General features: G+C 67.3%; 22 protein-coding genes and 3 tRNA genes. 13 read left to right on the top strand and 12 right to left on the bottom strand.

Annotation, left to right across the window (positions count from 1 at the left end):
* Positions 1–31 precede the first annotated feature (31 nt).
* From KF796_17475 to KF796_17460, 4 genes are all read right to left on the bottom strand, one after another.
* On the bottom strand, positions 32–532 hold the full coding sequence (locus KF796_17475) for a low molecular weight phosphotyrosine protein phosphatase (protein MBX3588425.1): 501 nt from the start codon (positions 530–532) through the stop codon (positions 32–34).
* Positions 529–2,052 carry an MFS transporter gene (locus KF796_17470; GenBank protein MBX3588424.1) on the bottom strand — a complete coding sequence of 508 codons (1,524 nt, stop codon included), beginning with the start codon at positions 2,050–2,052 and terminating at the stop codon, positions 529–531. The genes KF796_17475 and KF796_17470 overlap by 4 nt, the downstream gene beginning before the upstream one ends.
* A gap of 86 nt (positions 2,053–2,138) precedes the next feature.
* Positions 2,139–2,702, bottom strand: coding sequence for a TIGR02281 family clan AA aspartic protease (locus KF796_17465; protein MBX3588423.1), 564 nt, complete (start codon positions 2,700–2,702; stop codon positions 2,139–2,141).
* Between the two features lie 80 nt (positions 2,703–2,782).
* On the bottom strand, positions 2,783–3,268 hold the full coding sequence (locus KF796_17460) for a YajQ family cyclic di-GMP-binding protein (GenBank protein MBX3588422.1): 486 nt from the start codon (positions 3,266–3,268) through the stop codon (positions 2,783–2,785).
* A gap of 54 nt (positions 3,269–3,322) precedes the next feature.
* Here KF796_17460 and murB point away from each other — a divergent pair, with 54 nt between their 5' ends.
* Positions 3,323–4,396, top strand: a complete 1,074-nt coding sequence (murB, locus tag KF796_17455) for a UDP-N-acetylmuramate dehydrogenase (GenBank protein ID MBX3588421.1) — start codon at positions 3,323–3,325, stop codon at positions 4,394–4,396.
* A gap of 23 nt (positions 4,397–4,419) precedes the next feature.
* Here the strand turns inward: murB and KF796_17450 are convergent, their stop codons facing one another.
* The 4 genes from KF796_17450 to KF796_17435 are packed head-to-tail and all read right to left on the bottom strand — an operon-like array spanning position 4,420 to position 5,555.
* Positions 4,420–4,818 (bottom strand): RebB family R body protein, encoded by a 399-nt coding sequence (locus KF796_17450; GenBank protein MBX3588420.1) that lies wholly within the window; start codon positions 4,816–4,818, stop codon positions 4,420–4,422.
* A complete protein-coding gene (locus KF796_17445; protein MBX3588419.1) occupies positions 4,815–5,045 on the bottom strand; it encodes a RebB family R body protein in 231 nt (76 codons plus the stop codon). The genes KF796_17450 and KF796_17445 overlap by 4 nt, the downstream gene beginning before the upstream one ends.
* 4 nt (positions 5,046–5,049) lie before the next feature.
* Positions 5,050–5,289: a RebB family R body protein gene (locus KF796_17440; GenBank protein MBX3588418.1), complete on the bottom strand. Its 240-nt coding sequence runs from the start codon at positions 5,287–5,289 to the stop codon at positions 5,050–5,052.
* Between the two features lie 41 nt (positions 5,290–5,330).
* Positions 5,331–5,555, bottom strand: coding sequence for a hypothetical protein (locus KF796_17435; protein MBX3588417.1), 225 nt, complete (start codon positions 5,553–5,555; stop codon positions 5,331–5,333).
* A gap of 378 nt (positions 5,556–5,933) precedes the next feature.
* On the opposite strand from KF796_17435, the gene KF796_17430 reads away from it, so the two are divergent.
* Entirely contained in the window at positions 5,934–7,055 is a 1,122-nt protein-coding gene (locus KF796_17430; GenBank protein MBX3588416.1) for a hypothetical protein, read from the top strand.
* 33 nt (positions 7,056–7,088) lie between these two features.
* Here the strand turns inward: KF796_17430 and argG are convergent, their stop codons facing one another.
* Entirely contained in the window at positions 7,089–8,429 is a 1,341-nt protein-coding gene (argG, locus tag KF796_17425) for an argininosuccinate synthase (GenBank protein MBX3588415.1), read from the bottom strand.
* 14 nt (positions 8,430–8,443) lie between these two features.
* On the bottom strand, positions 8,444–8,761 hold the full coding sequence (locus KF796_17420) for a pyrimidine/purine nucleoside phosphorylase (protein MBX3588414.1): 318 nt from the start codon (positions 8,759–8,761) through the stop codon (positions 8,444–8,446).
* Positions 8,762–8,935: 174 nt separating this feature from the next.
* On the opposite strand from KF796_17420, the gene KF796_17415 reads away from it, so the two are divergent.
* Complete coding sequence (locus KF796_17415) at positions 8,936–9,544, top strand: sigma-70 family RNA polymerase sigma factor (GenBank protein MBX3588413.1); 609 nt, start codon at positions 8,936–8,938, stop codon at positions 9,542–9,544.
* An 11-nt stretch (positions 9,545–9,555) separates the two neighbouring features.
* Positions 9,556–10,353: an anti-sigma factor gene (locus tag KF796_17410; GenBank protein ID MBX3588412.1), complete on the top strand. Its 798-nt coding sequence runs from the start codon at positions 9,556–9,558 to the stop codon at positions 10,351–10,353.
* A 27-nt stretch (positions 10,354–10,380) separates the two neighbouring features.
* Here the strand turns inward: KF796_17410 and KF796_17405 are convergent, their stop codons facing one another.
* Together KF796_17405 and KF796_17400 are read right to left on the bottom strand one after the other, a co-directional pair.
* Positions 10,381–11,082, bottom strand: a complete 702-nt coding sequence (locus tag KF796_17405) for a glycine zipper 2TM domain-containing protein (GenBank protein ID MBX3588411.1) — start codon at positions 11,080–11,082, stop codon at positions 10,381–10,383.
* A gap of 115 nt (positions 11,083–11,197) precedes the next feature.
* The gene (locus tag KF796_17400) at positions 11,198–11,563 is read right to left on the bottom strand and encodes an ArsC family reductase (GenBank protein MBX3588410.1); all 366 of its coding nucleotides are present in this window, start codon (positions 11,561–11,563) and stop codon (positions 11,198–11,200) included.
* A gap of 59 nt (positions 11,564–11,622) precedes the next feature.
* Between KF796_17400 and folC the strand changes: the two genes are divergently transcribed.
* From folC to KF796_17355, 9 genes are all read left to right on the top strand, one after another.
* A complete protein-coding gene (gene folC / locus KF796_17395) occupies positions 11,623–12,912 on the top strand; it encodes a bifunctional tetrahydrofolate synthase/dihydrofolate synthase (GenBank protein ID MBX3588409.1) in 1,290 nt (429 codons plus the stop codon).
* 23 nt (positions 12,913–12,935) lie between these two features.
* Entirely contained in the window at positions 12,936–13,748 is an 813-nt protein-coding gene (locus KF796_17390) for an SPOR domain-containing protein (protein MBX3588408.1), read from the top strand.
* Positions 13,749–13,759: 11 nt separating this feature from the next.
* Complete coding sequence (locus KF796_17385) at positions 13,760–14,248, top strand: CvpA family protein (protein MBX3588407.1); 489 nt, start codon at positions 13,760–13,762, stop codon at positions 14,246–14,248.
* Positions 14,249–14,275: 27 nt separating this feature from the next.
* On the top strand, positions 14,276–15,781 hold the full coding sequence (gene purF, locus KF796_17380; GenBank protein MBX3588406.1) for an amidophosphoribosyltransferase: 1,506 nt from the start codon (positions 14,276–14,278) through the stop codon (positions 15,779–15,781).
* Positions 15,782–15,785: 4 nt separating this feature from the next.
* A complete protein-coding gene (locus KF796_17375) occupies positions 15,786–16,997 on the top strand; it encodes an O-succinylhomoserine sulfhydrylase (protein ID MBX3588405.1) in 1,212 nt (403 codons plus the stop codon).
* A 5-nt stretch (positions 16,998–17,002) separates the two neighbouring features.
* Complete coding sequence (locus tag KF796_17370; GenBank protein MBX3588404.1) at positions 17,003–18,400, top strand: glutamate--tRNA ligase; 1,398 nt, start codon at positions 17,003–17,005, stop codon at positions 18,398–18,400.
* Positions 18,401–18,473: 73 nt separating this feature from the next.
* Positions 18,474–18,549, top strand: a tRNA-Ala gene (locus KF796_17365).
* A gap of 18 nt (positions 18,550–18,567) precedes the next feature.
* Positions 18,568–18,643 (top strand) — tRNA-Glu (locus KF796_17360).
* Between the two features lie 70 nt (positions 18,644–18,713).
* Positions 18,714–18,790, top strand: a tRNA-Asp gene (locus KF796_17355).
* Positions 18,791–18,822: the final 32 nt, after the last annotated feature.

The raw sequence follows: 18,822 nt of genomic DNA, 5'->3' as shown, positions 1-18,822 counted from the left end.
GTTGGGTCAACACCCCATTGAGGGTGCGCGGCTAGCCTTCCGGTGGCGCACCCAAGCGCCTGGCCACATGCCGCAGTAACCCGACCCCGGCGTCCTCCACCAGATCCAGCACCTGTTCAAAGCCCTGGGCGCCGCCGTAGTACGGGTCGGGCACCACGGGGCTGGTGTGGTGCTGGCAGAACTCGGTGAAGCGGCGCACCTTGTGCTGGTGCTGCGGCGGGCATTCTTCCTGCACCAGGGCCAGGTTGTCCCAGTCCATGACCAGGATCAGGTCGTGCGCTTCAAAATCTGAATCACGCAGCTGGCGCGCGCGCAGGTCTGACAGGTCATAGCCGCGCCGCGCGGCGTGGGCCTGCGAGCGTTCGTCGGGCGGCTCGCCGGGGTGGTAGTTGTGGGTGCCGGCGGAATCGACCCGCACCACCGCGGCCAGCCCTGCCTGCGCCACCTGGTGGCGGAACACACCGTGTGCCGTGGGGCTGCGGCAGATGTTGCCCATGCAGACAAACAGCACCGACACGGCCGGCCGCGTCATGGGGCCTCGATGACGCAGCGCGTGACCACCGGCGGTGCCGCGCCGATGTGGAAGGCCAGCTTGCGGTCGCGCAGCGACACGTCGTCGGCCGTCACGCGGTCAAAGCGGCGCAGGTGTTCGGTCCACGACTCGTCGACGATCTGCTCCACATAACGGCCCGGGTCGTACATGTCGTGCAGCAGTTCCCAGCCCAGCGCGCCCTGGCGCATTCGGCTGCGCCGGCTCTCCTGCATGAGCGCGCGGAATTCCGTAGCGCGCGCCGGGTCGATGCGGTACTCGATGTTGACCTGGATGCGCCCGGCCGCGGGCGGGGCCTCGGCCACCGGCGCCTTGAACACGCGCGAGGGCGTGAGGTCTTCCTCGATGTTGTGGGCCGGCATCAGGCGCTGCACCGCGTACATGGCGGCGGCGCCGGTGCAGGCGGCAATGCCCAGGCTCATGTGGATGGTGCTCAGCGTGGCGACCTGGCCCCACAGTGCCGCGCCCGCCGCGGTCGAGCCCATGATGGCCATCTGGTAGATCGACATGCCGCGCGCGCGCACCCAGTCGGGCAGGGCCATCTGGGCCGCCACGGTGAGGGTGTTGGCCACCGTGATCCAGGCCATGCCGGCAATCACCATGGCGGGCACGGCCACGTAGATGTTGGGCGCCCAGGCCACCACCAGCGTGCCGGCCGACTGCATGACCGCGCCGGTCAGCAGCAGGCGCTCGTGCGGGATCCACTGGCGCACCTGCTGCATCGACAGCGCGGCAATGATGGCGCCCACGCCCATCGAGGCCAGCAGCAGGGTGAAGGTGCCGGCGCCGCCACCCTTGAGCGCGCGCGCCACCAGCGGCAGCAGCGCCAGCAGGGCCGTGGAGTGCAGGAAGAACAGCGAGATGCGCACCAGCACGCCCTGCAGCCGGCTCGACTGCTTGACGAACTGCACACCCACGCGGATGGCGCTGGTCAGGCGCTCGCGGCCCAGCGGGCTCACGGTGTGCTCGCGGCGCCAGCGCATGATCACAAAGCCGGCCGCCAGCGAGAGCAGGGCGTTGAGGCCAAAGACATACTCGCTGCCGGCACTGGCGATCAGCGCGCCGGCCACCAGCGGCCCGATGATGCGCGAGGCATTCATGGCCACGCCGTTGAGCGCGAGCGCGGCGGGCAGCTGGATGCGCGGCACCAGCTCGGGCACGATGGCGGCAAACACCGGCCAGCGCATGGCCAGGCCAATGCCGTTGGCAAAGGTCAGGATGAGCAGCAGTGGTGCGTTGATCCAGCCCATGACGATGGTCACGCACAGCAGGATGGCGGTGCCGGCCACCCAGAACTGGGTCATCATGAAGTAGCGCCGCCGGTCCAGGATGTCGGCCAGGGCACCGCTGGGCAGGCCCAGCAGGAACACCGGCAGCGTGGAGGCCGACTGGACCAGTGCCACCCACAGTGGCGAGGGCGCCAGCGAGGTCATGAGCCAGGCCGCCGCCACATCGCTCATCCACATGCAGGTGTTGGCGGTGATCCAGGTGGCCCACAGCATGCGGAACACCGGCAGACGCAGTGGCGCGAAGGCCGATGGGGGGCTGGTGTCGGCCGGAGGGTGCTGGGGACTGTCGAGAGGCACTCTCAATACCGGCGCTCCAGGGTCAGCTGGTCGTTGTCGCGCTTCATCTGGAATCGCGTGAGGAAACTGTTGCCCAGCAATACAAAGGGCATGGACTCCTGGGCCACAAAGGCGTCCACGTCAAATACTTCCACGTCACCAATGCGCACGGAACCGAGCCTGATGCGCCACGCCGGGGCCACGCCATTGGCGGTGCTCACGCGCACCGGCTGGCCACTTTGGTAATTGAGCCCGATGCGCGTGGCGTCCGACACCCCCATGGCCACGGCGGTGGCGCCGGTATCGACCATGAACTGCACGGCCTTGCCGTTGATGGTGCCCTGCGTGAGGAAGTGGCCACCGCTGCCGGCCGTCAGCACGATCCGGTTGCCGCGGCTGCCGCCGCCGGCGTCGCCCACACTGGCTGGCGCGTCGCCCACGCGCAGGGTGTGGCGCTTGCCGTTGATTTCGACCACGGCCTGGTCGCCGGCCGTGGAGACCACCTTGACGCCCTTGTGGGTTTCGCCGGCGGCCACGCTGCGCGGCGGGCTGCCATCGACGATCAGCAGGGCCTTGCTGCCCAGCATGCCCTGCAGCGCCACTGACTGCGCGCCGGCAGTGCCCGCCAGTGCCAGCAGGCAGGCGCCGAGGAGGCGGCGAAGAGGCATCAATCGCGGAAGTTGTTGAAAGACAGCGGCATGTCCGCGATGTCCTTCTTGATCAGGGCCATGGCGGCCTGCAGGTCGTCGCGCTTGGCGCCCGTGACGCGCACCGCGTCCCCCTGGATCGCGGCCTGCACCTTGAGCTTGCTGTCCTTGATGACGCGGGTGATCTTCTTGGCCTGTTCGGTCTCGATGCCGTTGCGCACCTTGATCACCTGCTTGACCTTGTCGCCGCCGACCTTCTGCACGTCGCCCTTGTCAAGGTAGCGCACGTCCACGCTGCGCTTGGTGAGCTTGCTGGTCAGGATGTCCTCGACCTGGACGAGCTGGAACTCGGCGTCGCCGAACAGCGTGATTTCCTTGTCCTTGAGTTCAATGGCGGCGGAGGTGCCCTTGAAATCGAAACGCGTGCCGATTTCCTTGGCGGCGTTGTCCACGGCGTTGCGGACCTCGACCAGATTGGGTTCGCAGACGGTGTCAAAAGACGGCATGAAATCTCCCTCGGTTGCATGTCCCTGGATGCGGGCTGATGCGACAATTCTCCCATGATCGTGGCGCAAAACGTACCCCTGCAGCCGTATAACACCTTTGGCATCGTCGCCAAGGCCCGTGCACTGGTGCGCGTGAGCTCGGCGGCCGACGTTCAGGCGGTGCTGGCCGACCCGGTGCTCGCGCGCGAGCCCAAGTTCGTGCTGGGCGGTGGCAGCAACATCGTGCTCACGGGCGACGTCAAGCCCGTGGTCCTCAAGGTCGAGGTCATGGGCCGGCGGCTGGTGGCTGAAACGCCCCGGGCCTGGATCGTCGAAGCCGGCGCCGGCGAAAACTGGCATGACTTCGTCACCTGGACACTGGCGCAGGGCTACCCGGGCCTGGAAAACATGGCGCTGATCCCGGGCACCGTGGGCGCCTCGCCGGTGCAGAACGTGGGCGCCTACGGCGTGGAACTGCAGGACCGCTTTGACTCGCTCGACGCGGTGGACCTGGAGACCGGGCAGCCGTTCACGCTGGACGCGGCGCAATGCGCCTTTGGCTACCGCGACTCCGTGTTCAAGCACGTGGCCACGCCGGCTGCCCAGGCCGGGGGATCACCGCGTGGGTTGGGCCTGGCGGGGCGGGCGTTGATCACCCACGTGCGGTTTCGCCTGCCGCGGCCCTGGAAGCCGGTGCTGGGCTACATGGACCTGGAGCGCCGCATGCACGACAGTGGCGTCCGCGAACCCTCCGCGCAACAGATCTACGACTGGGTCTGTGCGATCCGCAGTGCCAAGCTGCCCGACCCGCGCGTGATCGGCAACGCCGGCAGCTTCTTCAAGAACCCCACCGTGACCCCCGAGCAGTGCAGCGACATCATCGCGCGCGAGCCCGGCATTGTTCACTACCCCATGCCCGACGGCAGCGTGAAGCTGGCCGCGGGCTGGCTGATCGACGCCTGCGGCTGGAAGGGCAAGTCGGTGGGCAATGCCGGCGTCTACGACAAGCAGGCGCTGGTGCTGGTCAACCGCGGGGGGGCGCAGCACCCGGCCACGGGCGGCGAGGTCATGACCCTGGCCAAGGCGATCCAGACCAGTGTCTATGAGCGCTTTGGCATCCGGCTCGAGCCCGAGCCCGTGGTGGTCTGATCGGGGCGCCCGCGGGCGCTGCCTCAGGACGTGGCCGTCTTGAGGACCTTGTCGATCTCTTCGCGCAGCTGCGCCACGGCAGACTGCAGTTGCCCCAGTTCCGTGCCGAGGCTGGGGTTGACCAGTGGCGACTCGGCCAGCTTGAGCACGGCCTCGGCCTGCTCGGTGCGGCCATCCAGCAGCGCGGTGGCCGCCGCGGTGGTCAGGGCGTTGCGCAGCATGTGGCTGTGCTGCTGGCGCGCCACGGCGTTGTGCAGGGCCAGTCCCAGCGCGTGGGCAATGGTCTGGTACGCCGCCGCCGCCGCAAACGGCGCCTGCATGCCGGCCAGCGTGGCCTGAACCTGCGTCACCGAGTCGGTGATCTGGTCATTGACGGCGCTGGCGTCGGCGGGCCCGGGGTCAGGCTTGGCGTCGTCACTCATGTCGCACTGCCCAGGAGCCTCGCGACCGACTGGTTGGTCGCTGTTTGCGCCACGACTTCGATGGCCTGCTGTTGGGCGACCGCGTTCTGCGCGGCCAGCCCCAGGGCCAGCCCTGCGGCCTGGTAGACCATGCCCATGGCCTGCGCCGGGGCCTCGCCGACCACCTTCACGTTGGACTGAGTGACGGCGTCGGTGATCTCGTCGTTGACGGAAGTCGGGAAGGCCATGGCGTCAGGCCTTGTCGCTGGCGCTGCCCAGCAGGGTCTGCACGCAGCGCGTGGTCACGGCCTGGGCCAGCACGCCGGCCTGTTGCTGGGCACTGGTGGCATTGTGGGCGGCGTTGGCCAGTGCCTGCGCCGTGGCCTGGTACAGGTTGCCCAGCGCCATGGCCGGCGCATCGCCAAGGACCTTGACATTGGCCTGGGTCACGGCATCGGTGATCTGACTGTTGACTGCGGTAGGAAAGGCCATGGGATGCTCCGTCTTTTGGGGTTGGTTTGGAAATTCGGGGTTCAGTTTTCGGGCAGGTCAGGGTCGGCCGGGCCCGCGTCGGCGCCATCGCTCATTCGCCGGACCGCCGCGCCGACGGCGTCCTCGGCGGCCTGCATGGCCGAGAGAAACGCGCTCAGGGTGGCCGGCTCCCCACCGAGGCGGCGGGTCGGCACGCCGTCGTTGGCGGAGGCGAGCTCCTCGGACGGGTTCGCGGGCGGGGTGTCGGTGGGGTCGGGTGTTTCCATAAGACGAGCAGTGTGCGCGCCGCGCCCGGGCCTTGCATCCCCAGAAGTGATGAGAAAAGGGGCCCAGACCAGTGAGCGGCGCTGGCTGTCACCCGGCATGGGTGCCTCCCTGGGGCCACCTGGGGAGCTGGTGAACCCGGACGCTGCCCGGCATCCAGTGCAGGGCCCTGGGAGGATGCGTCGACGCGTGGAGAAACCGGTACTGGATATCCGCCATGAAAGCTGCCTGGGGTGAACGGGTGCAATCTAGGCCATGCCCCGGCGCAGGGCAATCCTGTCAAGGTTGACAGGGTGGGCGGCCACTTCAGCCCCCTCAAAGCGGGGGTTGTGGACGTTGTCACAGCTTCTTACAGTGAAGTTTTTCAAGATCGGTGCCCCATGACCCCCCTGCCAAGTTTGCGAGTCCTTGTGCTGGCAGCGGCCATTGCCGGCTTCGCATTGCCGGCTTCGGCCCAGTTTCCGTCGTTTCTGGGCAAGGTTTTAGGGGGTGGCTCCACACCGGACGCCGCCACGCCCACGGTGGCGGGCACGGCGCCAGCGCCTGTGCCGCCAGCCACTGCGGCGCAGATCGAGGAAGCGCTGAAGACCCCGCTGGCGCTCCTGGACGCGAGCGGCTCGGCCAAGGGCACGGTCGAGAAGCTCAAGGGCCGGAGGTTCTACGTGTCCGAGTACCGCGTCATGTTTGAACAAAGCGGCAGCATCACGGCCAGCAGCCGCGCGGCGTACCTGGGCGGCACCAACTATGGCGGCACGCGCATGACGGTCAAGTACGCGGCCTCCAGCCCCGACCTGGCCGTGTTGCAGGCGGTCACTGACAAGGCCTATGCCGACTTCCTCGCGCGGCTGGAAGCGGCCGGGGCCAAGCCCGAGCCGGCCGAAGCCATCATCGGCGAGTACGGCGCTGTCTATGAGGCCACGGTGGACGCCAGCAAGCCCGGCGCGCCCGTGGTCGAGGAGATGAATTTTGGTTACGGCAAGCGCAGTTACCTGGTGCTGGCGCCCAGCGGCATGAAACTCAATCCGCGTGGCTTTGCGGGACTGGGAGCGGGCAACATCAGCAACCGCATCGCCTACGGCAAGGCCGGCGTGGACGCGATTTCCGTGGTGATGAGCATCAACATGGCGGCGCAGGAGAGCTCGGGCAGCGGTTCGTCGCTGTTCCGCCGGGGCTCCACGGCCAATGCCTCGGCGGCCATGGAGGTGGCGGCGGTGCCCACCATGGTGCTGCTGCAAAGCCATGCGGCCACCCACATGATGCGGCTCGAGTCGCCGCTGGCGGTGCCAGGCCAGTTCGCCAGTTTCCGGGAGACCGGCGGCTACGACACCCGCAAGGACGGCGTGATGCAGGGCCTGACCATGCTGGGCGCCATCACGGGCCACGCCGTGAACCAGAGCAAGTCGGTCGAGATGGCGGTGGACATCGACCCGCTCGCCATGGCGCCCCTGGCGCTGCAGGGGCTCATGAGCGTGAACCAGGCCATCGCCGCGGGCATCCGGTAGCGGGTGCCGCCGGGGTTGCCGGCGCCTGCGGGTCTACTTCTTTGATTCGCCGCCCAGTTGCGGCAGGGCCGAACCGGTGCCCAGCGACAGCAGGCCGCTGCGCGAGTAGATGCCCAGCTTGTCGCGGGTGTCCACGATGTCCAGGTTGCGCATGGTCAGCTGGCCAATGCGGTCGGCCGGGGAGAAGGGCGCGTCTTCCACCTTTTCCATGCTCAGGCGCTCGGGCTTGTAGGTGAGGTTGGGCGACTCGGTGTTGAGCAGCGAGTAGTCGTTGCCCCGACGCAGTTCCAGCGTCACCTCACCCGTGACGGCGCGTGCCACCCAGCGTTCGGCGGTCTCGCGCAGCATGATGGCCTGGGGGTCGAACCAGCGGCCCTGGTACAGCAGGCGGCCCAGGCGCAGGCCGTTCATGCGGTACTGCTCGATGGTGTCCTCGTTGTGGATGCCGGTCACCAGCCGCTCGTAGGCGATGTGCAGCAGCGCCAGGCCCGGCGCTTCGTAGATGCCACGGCTCTTGGCCTCGATGATGCGGTTCTCGATCTGGTCGCTCATGCCCAGGCCATGGCGGCCGCCGATGCGGTTGGCCTCCAGGATGAGCTCCACCGGGCTGTCAAAGGTCTTGCCGTTCAGCGCGACGGGCTGGCCTTCTTCAAAGCGCACCGTGACTTCCTCGGCCTTGACCGGCACGTCTTCCTTCCAGAAGGCCACGCCCATGATGGGGTTGACGATGCGGATGCCGCTGTTCAGGTGCTCCAGGTCCTTGGCTTCGTGGGTGGCGCCCAGCATGTTGCTGTCAGTGCTGTAGGCCTTCTCGGCGCTCATCTTGTAGCCGAAGCCGTGCTGTGTCATGAACGCCGACATTTCCGACCGGCCACCCAGTTCGTCAATGAACAGCTGGTCCAGCCAGGGCTTGTAGATCCTCAGGCTCGGGTTGGTCAGCAGGCCGTAGCGATAGAAGCGCTCGATGTCGTTGCCCTTGAAGGTGCTGCCGTCGCCCCAGATGTTGACGTCGTCCTCGCGCATGGCCGACACCAGCATGGTGCCCGTCACCGCGCGCCCCAGCGGCGTGGTGTTGAAGTAGGTGATGCCGCCCGTGGAAATGTGGAAGGCGCCGCACTGCAGGGCGGCAATGCCTTCATGCGCGAGTTGCAGGCGGCAGTCGATCAGGCGGGCTTTTTCCGCGCCGTATTCCATGGCCTTGCGCGGAATGGCGTCGTAATCGGGCTCGTCGGGCTGGCCCAGGTTGGCGGTGTAGGCATAGGGCACGGCGCCCTTGAGCTTCATCCAGAGCAGCGCGGCGCTGGTGTCCAGCCCGCCTGAAAACGCGATGCCGACCTTCTGGCCGATGGGGAGGTTCTGCAGAATGGTTGCCATGGTGGACTTTGCTTTCAGCCGAAATGGCAGATGTAGTGGTAGGCCTCGGCCACGCGGATGTCGAACTGCGACTTGCCCGGGACGCTGAAGCTTTGCCCCGCGGACGACTTGATCCAGGCATCGCTGCCGGCCAGCCGGTACTCGCAGGCACCGGCCACGCATTCCATGACCTCGGGCGCGCCGGTGTTGAAGGTCAACGTGGCCGGCAGGATCACGCCCACCGACTTTTTGGTGCCGTCGGCCAGGGTGATGCCGTGGCTGACACACTTGCCGTCAAAGTAAACATTGGCCTGGGTGGTGACGGATACGCCGTCGATTTTTTCGGTCGTCATGGGCATGCACGCGCGGGCGTGCCGGGTTGTTGGGCTAAACCCACAATTTTAACCGGCTGGTCGTCGCTCGCTGTGAGGTGCCGTGAGGGTGCGCCCTGAAGGGCAGGGGTGACAAAACCCTGAATCCGCGCGCCGGGGTTTTGCGTACTGGACATGAAGCCCGACAATCCCCTTATGGCCACTGAACCCCAAGACCTCCACCTGATCGCCCTGATCAACCGCATCGCTGCCCGCCATTCCGACGGCGGCGAAGCGCGGCAAGCCGACAGCGCGGCGGCCCTGCGGGCGCTCTACGACCTGACCAGCTCCAAGCTCTACGGCGTGGCGTTGCGCGTCGTGGGCAACCGTGACTGGGCCGAAGACGTGCTCCAGGAGGCCTACCTCAACATCTGGCGCATCTCGGGCGATTACAAGGCCGTGCTGAGCCCGCCGATGGCCTGGATGGGCGTGATCGTGCGCAGCCGCGCGCTTGATTTTCTTCGCCGCCGCGCCAGCGAACGGGCCGATGCCGCGCTGGAGCTAGACGACATGATGAGCGATACCCTGGCCAGCGATGCCGCCAACCCCATGGACACCACCCAGGCCAGCGAACAGGCCTGGGCCTTGCACGAGTGCCTGCGCAAGCTGGAAGCCAGGCAGCGCGAGGTCGTGAGCCTGGCCTACCTGCGCGACCTGAGCCATGGCGAGCTGTCCGAGCAACTCAAGCTGCCGCTGGGCACGGTCAAAACCTGGATCCGCCGCGGTCTGGAACAACTGCGTGGCTGCATGGCCCGATTTGCCTGAGCCGCATCACGATGAACATCATCAACAACCCCTCACTCCTTGACCAGCTGGCGGCGGGCTACGCCCTGGGCACGCTGCGCGGCGGGGCGCGCCGCCGTTTTGAAAGCCTGGCGCGCCAGAGCGCGACGGTGCGCACCCATGCCCTGATCTGGCAGGAGCGGTTCGCCTCCATGACCGAACTGCAGGCCATGGAAATGCCCAGCCCCAATGTCTGGAAGCGCATTGAAAACCTGCTGGCCACCAGCGACCAAGCGGCCACCCGGTCCGCGCAGGAGGCGCCCATGCTTGACAAACTCAGGCGCGCGCTCGGCCTCTGGCGCGGCGCGGCGCTGGCCGCGGGCCTGGCCAGCGTGGCGGCGGTCGTGGTGGGCGTGAACCTGAGCCGCCAGGTGGATCACCAGGGAGGCCAGATTGCCCGGAGCGAGCAGGACAAGGCCAGGCTGCTGGCCCAGCTGCAGGCGACACCGGCCATTGAATACGTGGCGGTGCTGGCCGACGGCAAGGCCGACCCCTCGATGCTGGTCACGTTCGACCCCAAAAGCCAGCGGCTGACGCTCAAGCGGGTGGGTGGCTACCAGGAGGCCGAGGACAAGTCCCTGCAGCTGTGGGCACTGCCACCGTCCGGAGGGCCCAAGTCACTGGGCGTTCTGGGTCACGACAAGGTGATTCGCCTGACGGCGGCTGAAGGCCAGGTGCGCGAGGTGCCCGCATTGGCCATCAGCCTGGAGCCCCGGGGCGGCGTGCCGGGAGAGGGTGGCCCCACCGGGCCGGTGCTGTTCAAGGGCGCGCTGCTGCAGACCGGGTCCTGAGCGCGGCGGCTGCCGCTGCAGCTTTTGTCAGCGCCAGTGGCCGCCGTGGCCGTGGTGGCCATAGCCGCGGTAATAGCCCAGGTCCAGCGACAGGCTCACTGGCGGGTAATAGGGCTGGTAATACGGACGGGCGTACACCACGGGCGCGGGCGCGACCACCACCCCTTGCTGGATCACCCCGTAGGGGGCGGCCGAAGCAACAACCGCTGGTGGCTCCACCTGGGGCGCCGCGCTGCTCACGGGGGTGATCTGCAGCTTGACGTAGGGGCCCGGGTCGTTCGGCATCTGCACGCTGTATTGCTTGCCTGCGTACTCATAGACCACGTTGTAGGCGACCGTGCGGTTTTCGTAGAAGGTCTGCGTGCTGCATTGCTGCACGTTCTGGACCTGGCCGGCAGGCGCGCCTTCGATCCGGTCGCCCAGGATGGCGCCGCCCACAACCCCGAGGATCGTGGCCGCGGCGCGGCCCGTGCCATTGCCAATGGCATTGCCCATGGCGCCACCGGCCAGGGCTCCCATGGCGGCGCCCGCGCCGGATTTCTGCTGCGGCACCACCACCTGCTGGTTGTTGCAGACCTGCCGCGGCACGGCGACCTGCTGGATCACGGGGGTGCTGGAAATGACGCGGCCCTCTTCCTGGGCCGGCTGGGCTTGCTGGGCCTGCGCGCCGCCGGCGACCAGCGCCAGGCCGGCAAGAATGGAACTGCTGGGAATGGTTTTGTGAAACATGACGAACCTCGCCTTTCTGACTGGCATGCTGAAATTTTAAGCAGTTGGAGTGCAAATTCCAGCCGCAGTTCAGTAAATCATCGGTAAAAGTTGGCGCGGGCGTGGCCTTTGCGGCTCAGACGGCGGCGGCCAGTTCCGCCCAGCGGACGGGGTCAAAGCCGACGGTGAGGGCGGTGGGCCATTCCACCACCGGCCGCTTGATGACGCTGGCCTGCGCCAGCATCAGGGCCTGGGCCGTGTCTGCATCCTGCACGCCGGCCTGGGTGGCGGGCTCGAGCTTGCGCCAGGTGGTGCCCTTGCGGTTGAGCACGGTCTCCCAGCCGGCCTCACGGGTCCAGCGTGCCAGCCGATCGGCCGGCACGCCCTGCTTCTTGAAGTCATGGAACTGGTAGGCCACGGCGTGCTGGTCAAGCCAGGCGCGCGCCTTCTTGACGGTGTCGCAATTGGGGATGCCGTAGACGGTGATGACAGGGGATTTCATGCCCGGAATCATCCCACCAAACACCTCCGCCCCCGCGCGTGGGCGACAATTCCCGCCATATGGACACGCTAGAAGAATGGCTCGCGCACTGCGAGCGCCTGCACCCGAAAACCATCGAGCTTGGCCTGGACCGCGTCCGGGCGGTGGCTGCCCGCATGGGGCTGCGCTTCGACTGCCCGGTGATCACCGTGGCCGGCACCAATGGCAAGGGCTCGACCTGCGCCATGCTGGAAGCCATTGCCCTGCAGGCGGGCTGGCGCACGGGGGTCTATACGTCGCCGCACCTGGTGGATTTCGAGGAGCGTTGCCGCGTGCATGGCGAGATCGTGGCGGCTGCCGCGCTGGTGCCGCATTTCGCGCGGGTCGAGCAGGCTCGCGAGGGCGTGTCGCTCACCTATTTCGAGTTCACCACGCTGGCCATTCTGGGCCTGATGGCCAAGGCCCGGCTTGACGTGGCGATTCTCGAGGTGGGCCTGGGCGGGCGTCTGGATGCCGTCAACATCGTGGACCCGGATTGCGCGGTCATCACCAGCATCGACCTGGACCACATGGACTTTCTGGGCAACGATCGCGAGAGCATCGGCTTCGAGAAGGCCGGCATCCTGCGCGCCGGGCGGCCCGCGATCGTGAGCGACCCCATGCCGCCGCAAAGCGTGCTGGACCGCGCCCGCGAACTGGGCGCCGACCTGTGGCGTTTCGGGCACGACTTCAATTTTTCGGGTGACAAATTGCAATGGGCCTGGGCCGGCCGCGGCCGGCGTTATGCGGGCCTGGCCTACCCGGCGCTGCGGGGCGCCAACCAGCTGGTCAATGCCTCGGGCGCCCTGGCCGCGCTGGAGGCGCTGCGCGGGCGCATCCCGGTCACGGCGCAGGCGGTGCGCAACGGCCTGGCCATGGTCGAGTTGCCGGGCCGTTTCCAGATCGTGCCCGGGCAGCCGGTGCTGGTGCTCGACGTGGCCCACAACCCGCATTCGGTGGCCGCGCTGGCGGCCAACCTGGACGCCATGGGCTTTTACCCCACCACGCACGCTGTTTTCGGCGCCATGGGGGACAAGGACCTGGCCCCCATGCTGGCGCGCCTGGGCCCGCTGGTGGACCGTTGGTATTTCACCGATCTGCCCACGCCGCGCGCCGCGCCGGCCACCGGCCTGATGGCGCAATGGCAGGCGGGCGAAAGCCGCAAGGATGTGCAGGGCAGCACCCATGCCGACCCTCTGGCGGCGCTGCAGGCGGCCATCGCCGCGGCAGACCCCGCTGATAGAATCGTGGTCTTTGGATCGTTCTACACCGTGGGGGGCGTTCTGAAGCACGGGATACCCCGGCTTCACGCCACACATCTCGCGAACTGAGCCCAACCCAGGCGACACTTTTCATGGCCTTTTTCAAGTTCCGCAAGGCTGATGGCGACGCAGCGCCCAGTGCCGCCCAGACCGAAAGCGTCGAGGTGCTGCGCAAGCGCGCCAGGCACCGGCTGATCGGCGCCGCGGTGCTGGTTCTGGTGGGGGTGATTGGCTTTCCCCTGCTCTTTGACACCCAACCGCGGCCCGTGGCCGTGGACATCCCGATCGACATTCCCGACCGCAACAAGGTCAAACCCCTGGCCCTGCCGGCCCCGCCCGCGTCGTCGGCCGTGGCGTCAGGGCAGGTGAGTGCGCCCGCGCCCGCCGCCGCGCCGGCACCCAGTGCGGCCAAGCCCGCCGTGGCCGAAAGCCTGGGCCCGCGTGAAGAGGTGGTGCCCTCGGCCTCCGGCCAGGTTTCTGAGAAGAAAGTGGCTGTAGTCCCCGCCCCGTCGGCACCTCCTGCTATCAAAAACGAAGCAAAAAGCGAGCCCCCGGCAGCGCCGAAAGTCGAGCCCAAGCACGAGTCCAAGACGGCGGTGAAGGCCGACGATGGCGCTCGCGCCAAGGCCTTGCTTGAAGGCAAGACCCCGGTGGCGGCCAGCGCCGCCGCCGACTCGGGCCGTTATGTGGTGCAGGTGGGCGCTTTTGCCGACAACGCCAAGGCCCGTGAAACCCGGCTCAAGGTCGAGCGCGCGGGCCTGAAGACCTACACCCAGGTGGTGGACACCAAGGACGGCAAGCGCATCCGGGTCCGGGTCGGGCCTTTTGGCAGCAAGTCCGAAGCCGACCGCGCGGCCAGCAAGATCAAGGGACTGGATTTGCCGGCGGCCATCCTCACCTTGTAGGTGGCGCTCTGATGGCGGCGCTTGACTGGGTTTTTCTGGCGATTCTGGTGGCGTCCCTGGCGCTGGGCGCATGGCGCGGGCTGATTTACGAGGTGCTGTCGGTGCTGGGCTGGATCGCGGCCTTTGTGCTGGCCCAGTGGCTGGCGCCCGAGGCCGCGGCCCGCCTGCCCATGGGATCGGCGTCGGAGCCGGTGCGCTATGCGGCTGGGTTTCTGGTGGTGTTCATCGCTGGCGCATTTGCCGCGGGCCTTCTGGCCTGGCTCATGAAGAAGCTGGTGGAAGCCATTGGCCTGCGGCCGGTGGACCGCACCCTGGGCGCGGCTTTCGGGCTGGCGCGCGGTGTGGTGCTGCTGCTGGCGGCGGCGGTGGTGGTCAACCTCACGCCATTGCGTGGGGGTGCCTGGTGGCAGGAGTCCACCGGGGCGGAAGTTTTGACGGTGGCGCTCAGGGGCATGAAGCCTGTGTTGCCGCAGGAGTTTGGGCAGTATCTGCCGGGGTGACCGGCATAACGGGGCGCGTGGAAATCTATGTGTGGAATCGTCGGCGTTGTCAGCAACGCACCTGTCAACCAGCTCATCTATGACGGCTTGCTGCTCCTGCAGCACCGCGGCCAGGATGCGGCGGGCATCGTCACGCAGCTGGACCGCAAGTTCTTCATGCACAAGGCCAAGGGCATGGTGCGTGATGTGTTCCGCACCCGCAACATGCGGGCGCTGCCCGGCAATTGCGGCCTGGGCCAGGTGCGCTACCCCACGGCGGGCAATGCCTACAGCGAGGAAGAGGCCCAGCCCTTCTACGTGAACGCGCCGTTTGGCATCGTGCTGGTGCACAACGGCAACCTCACCAATGCACAGGCGCTCAAGAGCGAACTGTTCCTCACCGACCATCGGCACATCAACACCGAGAGTGACTCCGAGGTCCTGCTCAACGTGCTGGCGCACGAACTTGAAAAGGCCTCGCGCGGCCTGCCGCTCAAGCCTGAGGATGTGTTCACCGCCGTGCACCACGTGCACCGCCGTGTCAAGGGCTCGTATGCCGTGGTGGCGCTGATTGCAGGGCATGGCCTGCTGGCGTTCCGCGACCCTTACGGCATCCGCCCGCTGTGCATGGGCCGGGGCAAGGGCGGCGAGATCATGGTGGCCAGCGAGTCCGTGGCGCTCGAGGGCACGGGCCACGAGATGGAGCGCAACCTGCTACCCGGCGAGGCCGTGTTCGTGGACCTGCAGGGCAACGTGCATGCGCGCCAGTGTTCCGACACGCCGGCGCTGCACCCCTGCATTTTCGAGTTTGTGTACCTGGCGCGGCCCGACTCGGTGCTGGACGGCATCTCGGTTTACCAGGCCCGGCTGAATCTGGGCGAGTCGCTGGCCAAGCGCGTGGTCTCCACCGTGCCGCCCAGTGAAATCGACGTGATCATTCCCATCCCCGAATCGAGCCGGCCCAGCGCCACGCAGCTCGCGCACCTGCTGGGCATTCCGTACCGCGAAGGCTTTGTGAAGAACCGCTATGTGGGCCGCACCTTCATCATGCCGGGGCAGGGCGTGCGCAAGAAGTCGGTGCGCCAGAAGCTCAACGTGATCGCCAGCGAGTTCAGGGGCCGCAACGTGCTGCTGGTGGACGACTCCATCGTGCGCGGCACCACCAGCCGCGAGATCGTGCAGATGGCGCGCGACGCCGGCGCCCGCAAGGTCTACCTGGCCAGCGCCGCGCCGCCGGTACGCTACCCCAATGTGTATGGCATCGACATGCCCACCAGCAGCGAGCTGGTGGCGCACGACCGCACGCTGGAGGAAATCCGCGACGTCATCGGCTGCGACGCGCTGATCTACCAGGACGTGGACGCGATGAAAAAAGCCGTCGGCTCGCTCAATGCCAGCATTGCCGGCTTTGATGCCTCGTGCTTTGACGGCGTGTACGTGACGGGCGACATCAACGCCGACGACATCGCCCGCCTCAACCAGAACCGCGTGGGCGCCGAGGAGGGCGAGGAAGACACCTCCCGCCTGGCGCTGCCCAACGCCCAGGACGCCTGACGCCGTGAAGAAGAAACCGCTCCCCGCCGGCCTGCACCGCAACACCCTGGCGGTGCATGCCGCGCTCGCGCCCAGCCAGCACGGCGAAAACTCCGAGGCCCTGTACCTGACCAGCGGTTTTGTGCAGACCGACGCCGAAGCCGCGGCCCACCGCTTTGCGCACCCGCAAGAGGGCTACACCTACGGCCGAACTTCCAACCCCACGGTCACCAGCTTTGAGCAACGCCTCGCTGCCATGGAGGGCACCGAGGCCGCCATCGCCGCCTCCACCGGCATGGGCGCGATCCTCATGCTGTGCATGGGCCTGCTCAAGACGGGTGACCACGTGATCTGCTCGCGCTCGGTGTTTGGCTCGACCATGGCGCTGTTTGGCAAGGAGTTTGCCAAGTTCGGCGTCGAGACCACCTTTGTCTCGCAGACCGACGTGGCCCAGTGGCGCGCGGCCCTGCGGCCCACCACGCGGCTGCTGTTTGCCGAAACACCCACCAACCCGCTGACCGACGTGTGCGACATCCAGGCCCTGGCCGACGTGGCCCATGGCGCTGGTGCGCTGCTGGTGGTGGACAACTGCTTCTGCTCGCCGGCGCTGCAGCGGCCCGTGGAGCTTGGGGCCGACCTCATCATCCATTCGGGCACCAAGTACCTCGACGGCCAGGGCCGGGTCATGGCCGGCGCCATCTGCGGCCCGTCCAGGCTCATCGTCGACGTGTTCGCCCCCATCGTTCGCGTGGCCGGCATGACGCTGGCACCCTTCAACGCCTGGGTGGTGCTCAAGGGGCTGGAGACGCTGGACATCCGCATGCAGGCCCAGTGCGCCAATGCCCTGGCCGTGGCGCAGTGGCTGCAGGCGCACCCCGCCGTGGCGCGTGTCTACTACCCCGGCCTGGCCTCTCACCCGCAGCACGAACTGGCCATGCGCCAGCAGTCGGGCATGGGCGGCGCCGTGGTGTCGTTTGACGTCAAGGGCGCTGGCGCCGGCGCGGCGCGGGCCAACGCCTTTGGCGTGATCAACAGCGCCCAGGTCATGAGCATTGCCACCAACCTGGGCGACACCAAGACCATCATCACCCACCCCGCCACCACCTCGCATGGCCGCCTGACCGAAGAGCAGCGCCAGGACGCGGGCATTGGCCAGGGCCTGATCCGCCTCGCGGTGGGCCTTGAACACATTGACGACATCAAAGCCGACCTTGCGCGCGGCCTGGACTCCCTTTGAACCCCATGACCACACCGGGCGCACGCGTGCGCACCCGCTTTGCCCCGTCACCCACGGGCTTCATCCACCTGGGCAACATCCGCTCGGCGCTGTACCCCTGGGCGTTTGCCCGCTCCACGGGGGGCGACTTCATCCTGCGCATTGAAGACACCGATGTGGAGCGCTCCTCGCAGGCCGCCGTGGACGTGATCCTCGAGGGCATGGCCTGGCTCGGCCTGGACCACGACGAGGGCCCGTACTACCAGATGCAGCGCATGGCGCGCTACAAGGAAGTGCTGGCTGAGCTCAAGGCCGCCGGCCATGTCTACCCCTGCTACATGAGCATGGCTGAACTTGACGCGCTGCGCGAAAAGCAGATGGCCGCCAGGGAAAAGCCGCGCTATGACGGCACCTGGCGCCCCGCGCCCGGCAAGACCCTGCCGCCCGTGCCCGAAGGCGTGCAGCCCGTGCTGCGCTTCATGAACCCGCAGGGCGGCTCGGTGGCGTGGGACGACAAGGTCAAGGGCCGCATCGAGATCAGCAATGATGAGCTGGACGACCTCGTGATTGCCCGCCCCGACGGCACACCCACCTACAACTTCTGCGTGGTGGTCGATGACATCGACATGGCCATCACCCATGTGATCCGCGGCGACGACCACGTGAACAACACGCCGCGCCAGATCAATATTTTTGAAGCGCTGGGCAAGACGCCGCCCGTGTACGCGCACCTGCCCACCGTGCTCAACGAGCAGGGCGAGAAGATGAGCAAGCGCAATGGCGCCAAGGCCGTCACGCAGTACGCCAAGGAGGGCTACCTGCCCGATGCCATGGTCAACTACCTCGCGCGGCTGGGCTGGAGCCATGGCGACGACGAGATATTCAGCCGCGCGCAGTTTCTGGAGTGGTTCAACCTTGACCACCTGGGCCGCAGCGCCGCGCAGTTTGACGAAGCCAAGCTGCGCTGGGTCAATGCCCAGCACATGAAGGCCATGGCCGACGACGCGCTGGCGCCGCTGGTGGCGCAGCAACTGGCGTTGCGCGACATTGCGGCCGACGAGCGCCTGCCGCGCCTGTGCGGCCTGCTCAAGGACCGCTGCGACACCACGGTGGCGCTGGCCGACTGGGTCGCGCGCTTCTACGCCGGCGTGAGCCCCACGCCCGAAGACCGGGCCCAGCACATCACCGACGCCATCCGGCCCGCGCTGGCCACGCTGGCCGACAAGCTCGCCGCCTGCGCCTGGGACAAGGCCGCCATTGGCGCCGCCATCAAGGAAGTGCTGGCCGCCCATGGCCTCAAGATGCCGCAACTGGCCATGCCCGTGCGTGTGCTGGTCATGGGCACGGCGCAAACGCCCTCGCTGGACGCGGTGCTGGAACTGCTTTCACGCGAAACCGCGCTGGAGCGATTGAAAGCCGTTTAAATTTCGGGCTATAATTCAAGGCTCGGAAATTGACGAGGCTGTGAGGAGCAATCCAAAGCGGCAGCGGCAAAATGGGGGTATAGCTCAGCTGGGAGAGCGCTTGCATGGCATGCAAGAGGTCATCGGTTCGATCCCGTTTACCTCCACCACCGAACAGTCCAGGTTTTGACCCTATCGTCTAGAGGCCTAGGACATCACCCTTTCACGGTGAGTACCGGGGTTCGAATCCCCGTAGGGTCGCCAGAATTCATCGCACGATGAGCAAGGCACAAGCCGCCAGCACTTGGCCCGCAAGGGCGAACGCAGGCTACCAGGAGTGGTAGTTCAGTTGGTTAGAATACCGGCCTGTCACGCCGGGGGTCGCGGGTTCGAGTCCCGTCCACTCCGCCAAGATTCGTTTTTCACCGTCCAGTACGGTCCGA

The organism is Ramlibacter sp. (assembly GCA_019635435.1).
Classification (GTDB): domain Bacteria; phylum Pseudomonadota; class Gammaproteobacteria; order Burkholderiales; family Burkholderiaceae_C; genus JAHBZM01.
This window is presented reverse-complemented; position numbering and strand designations above follow the sequence as displayed.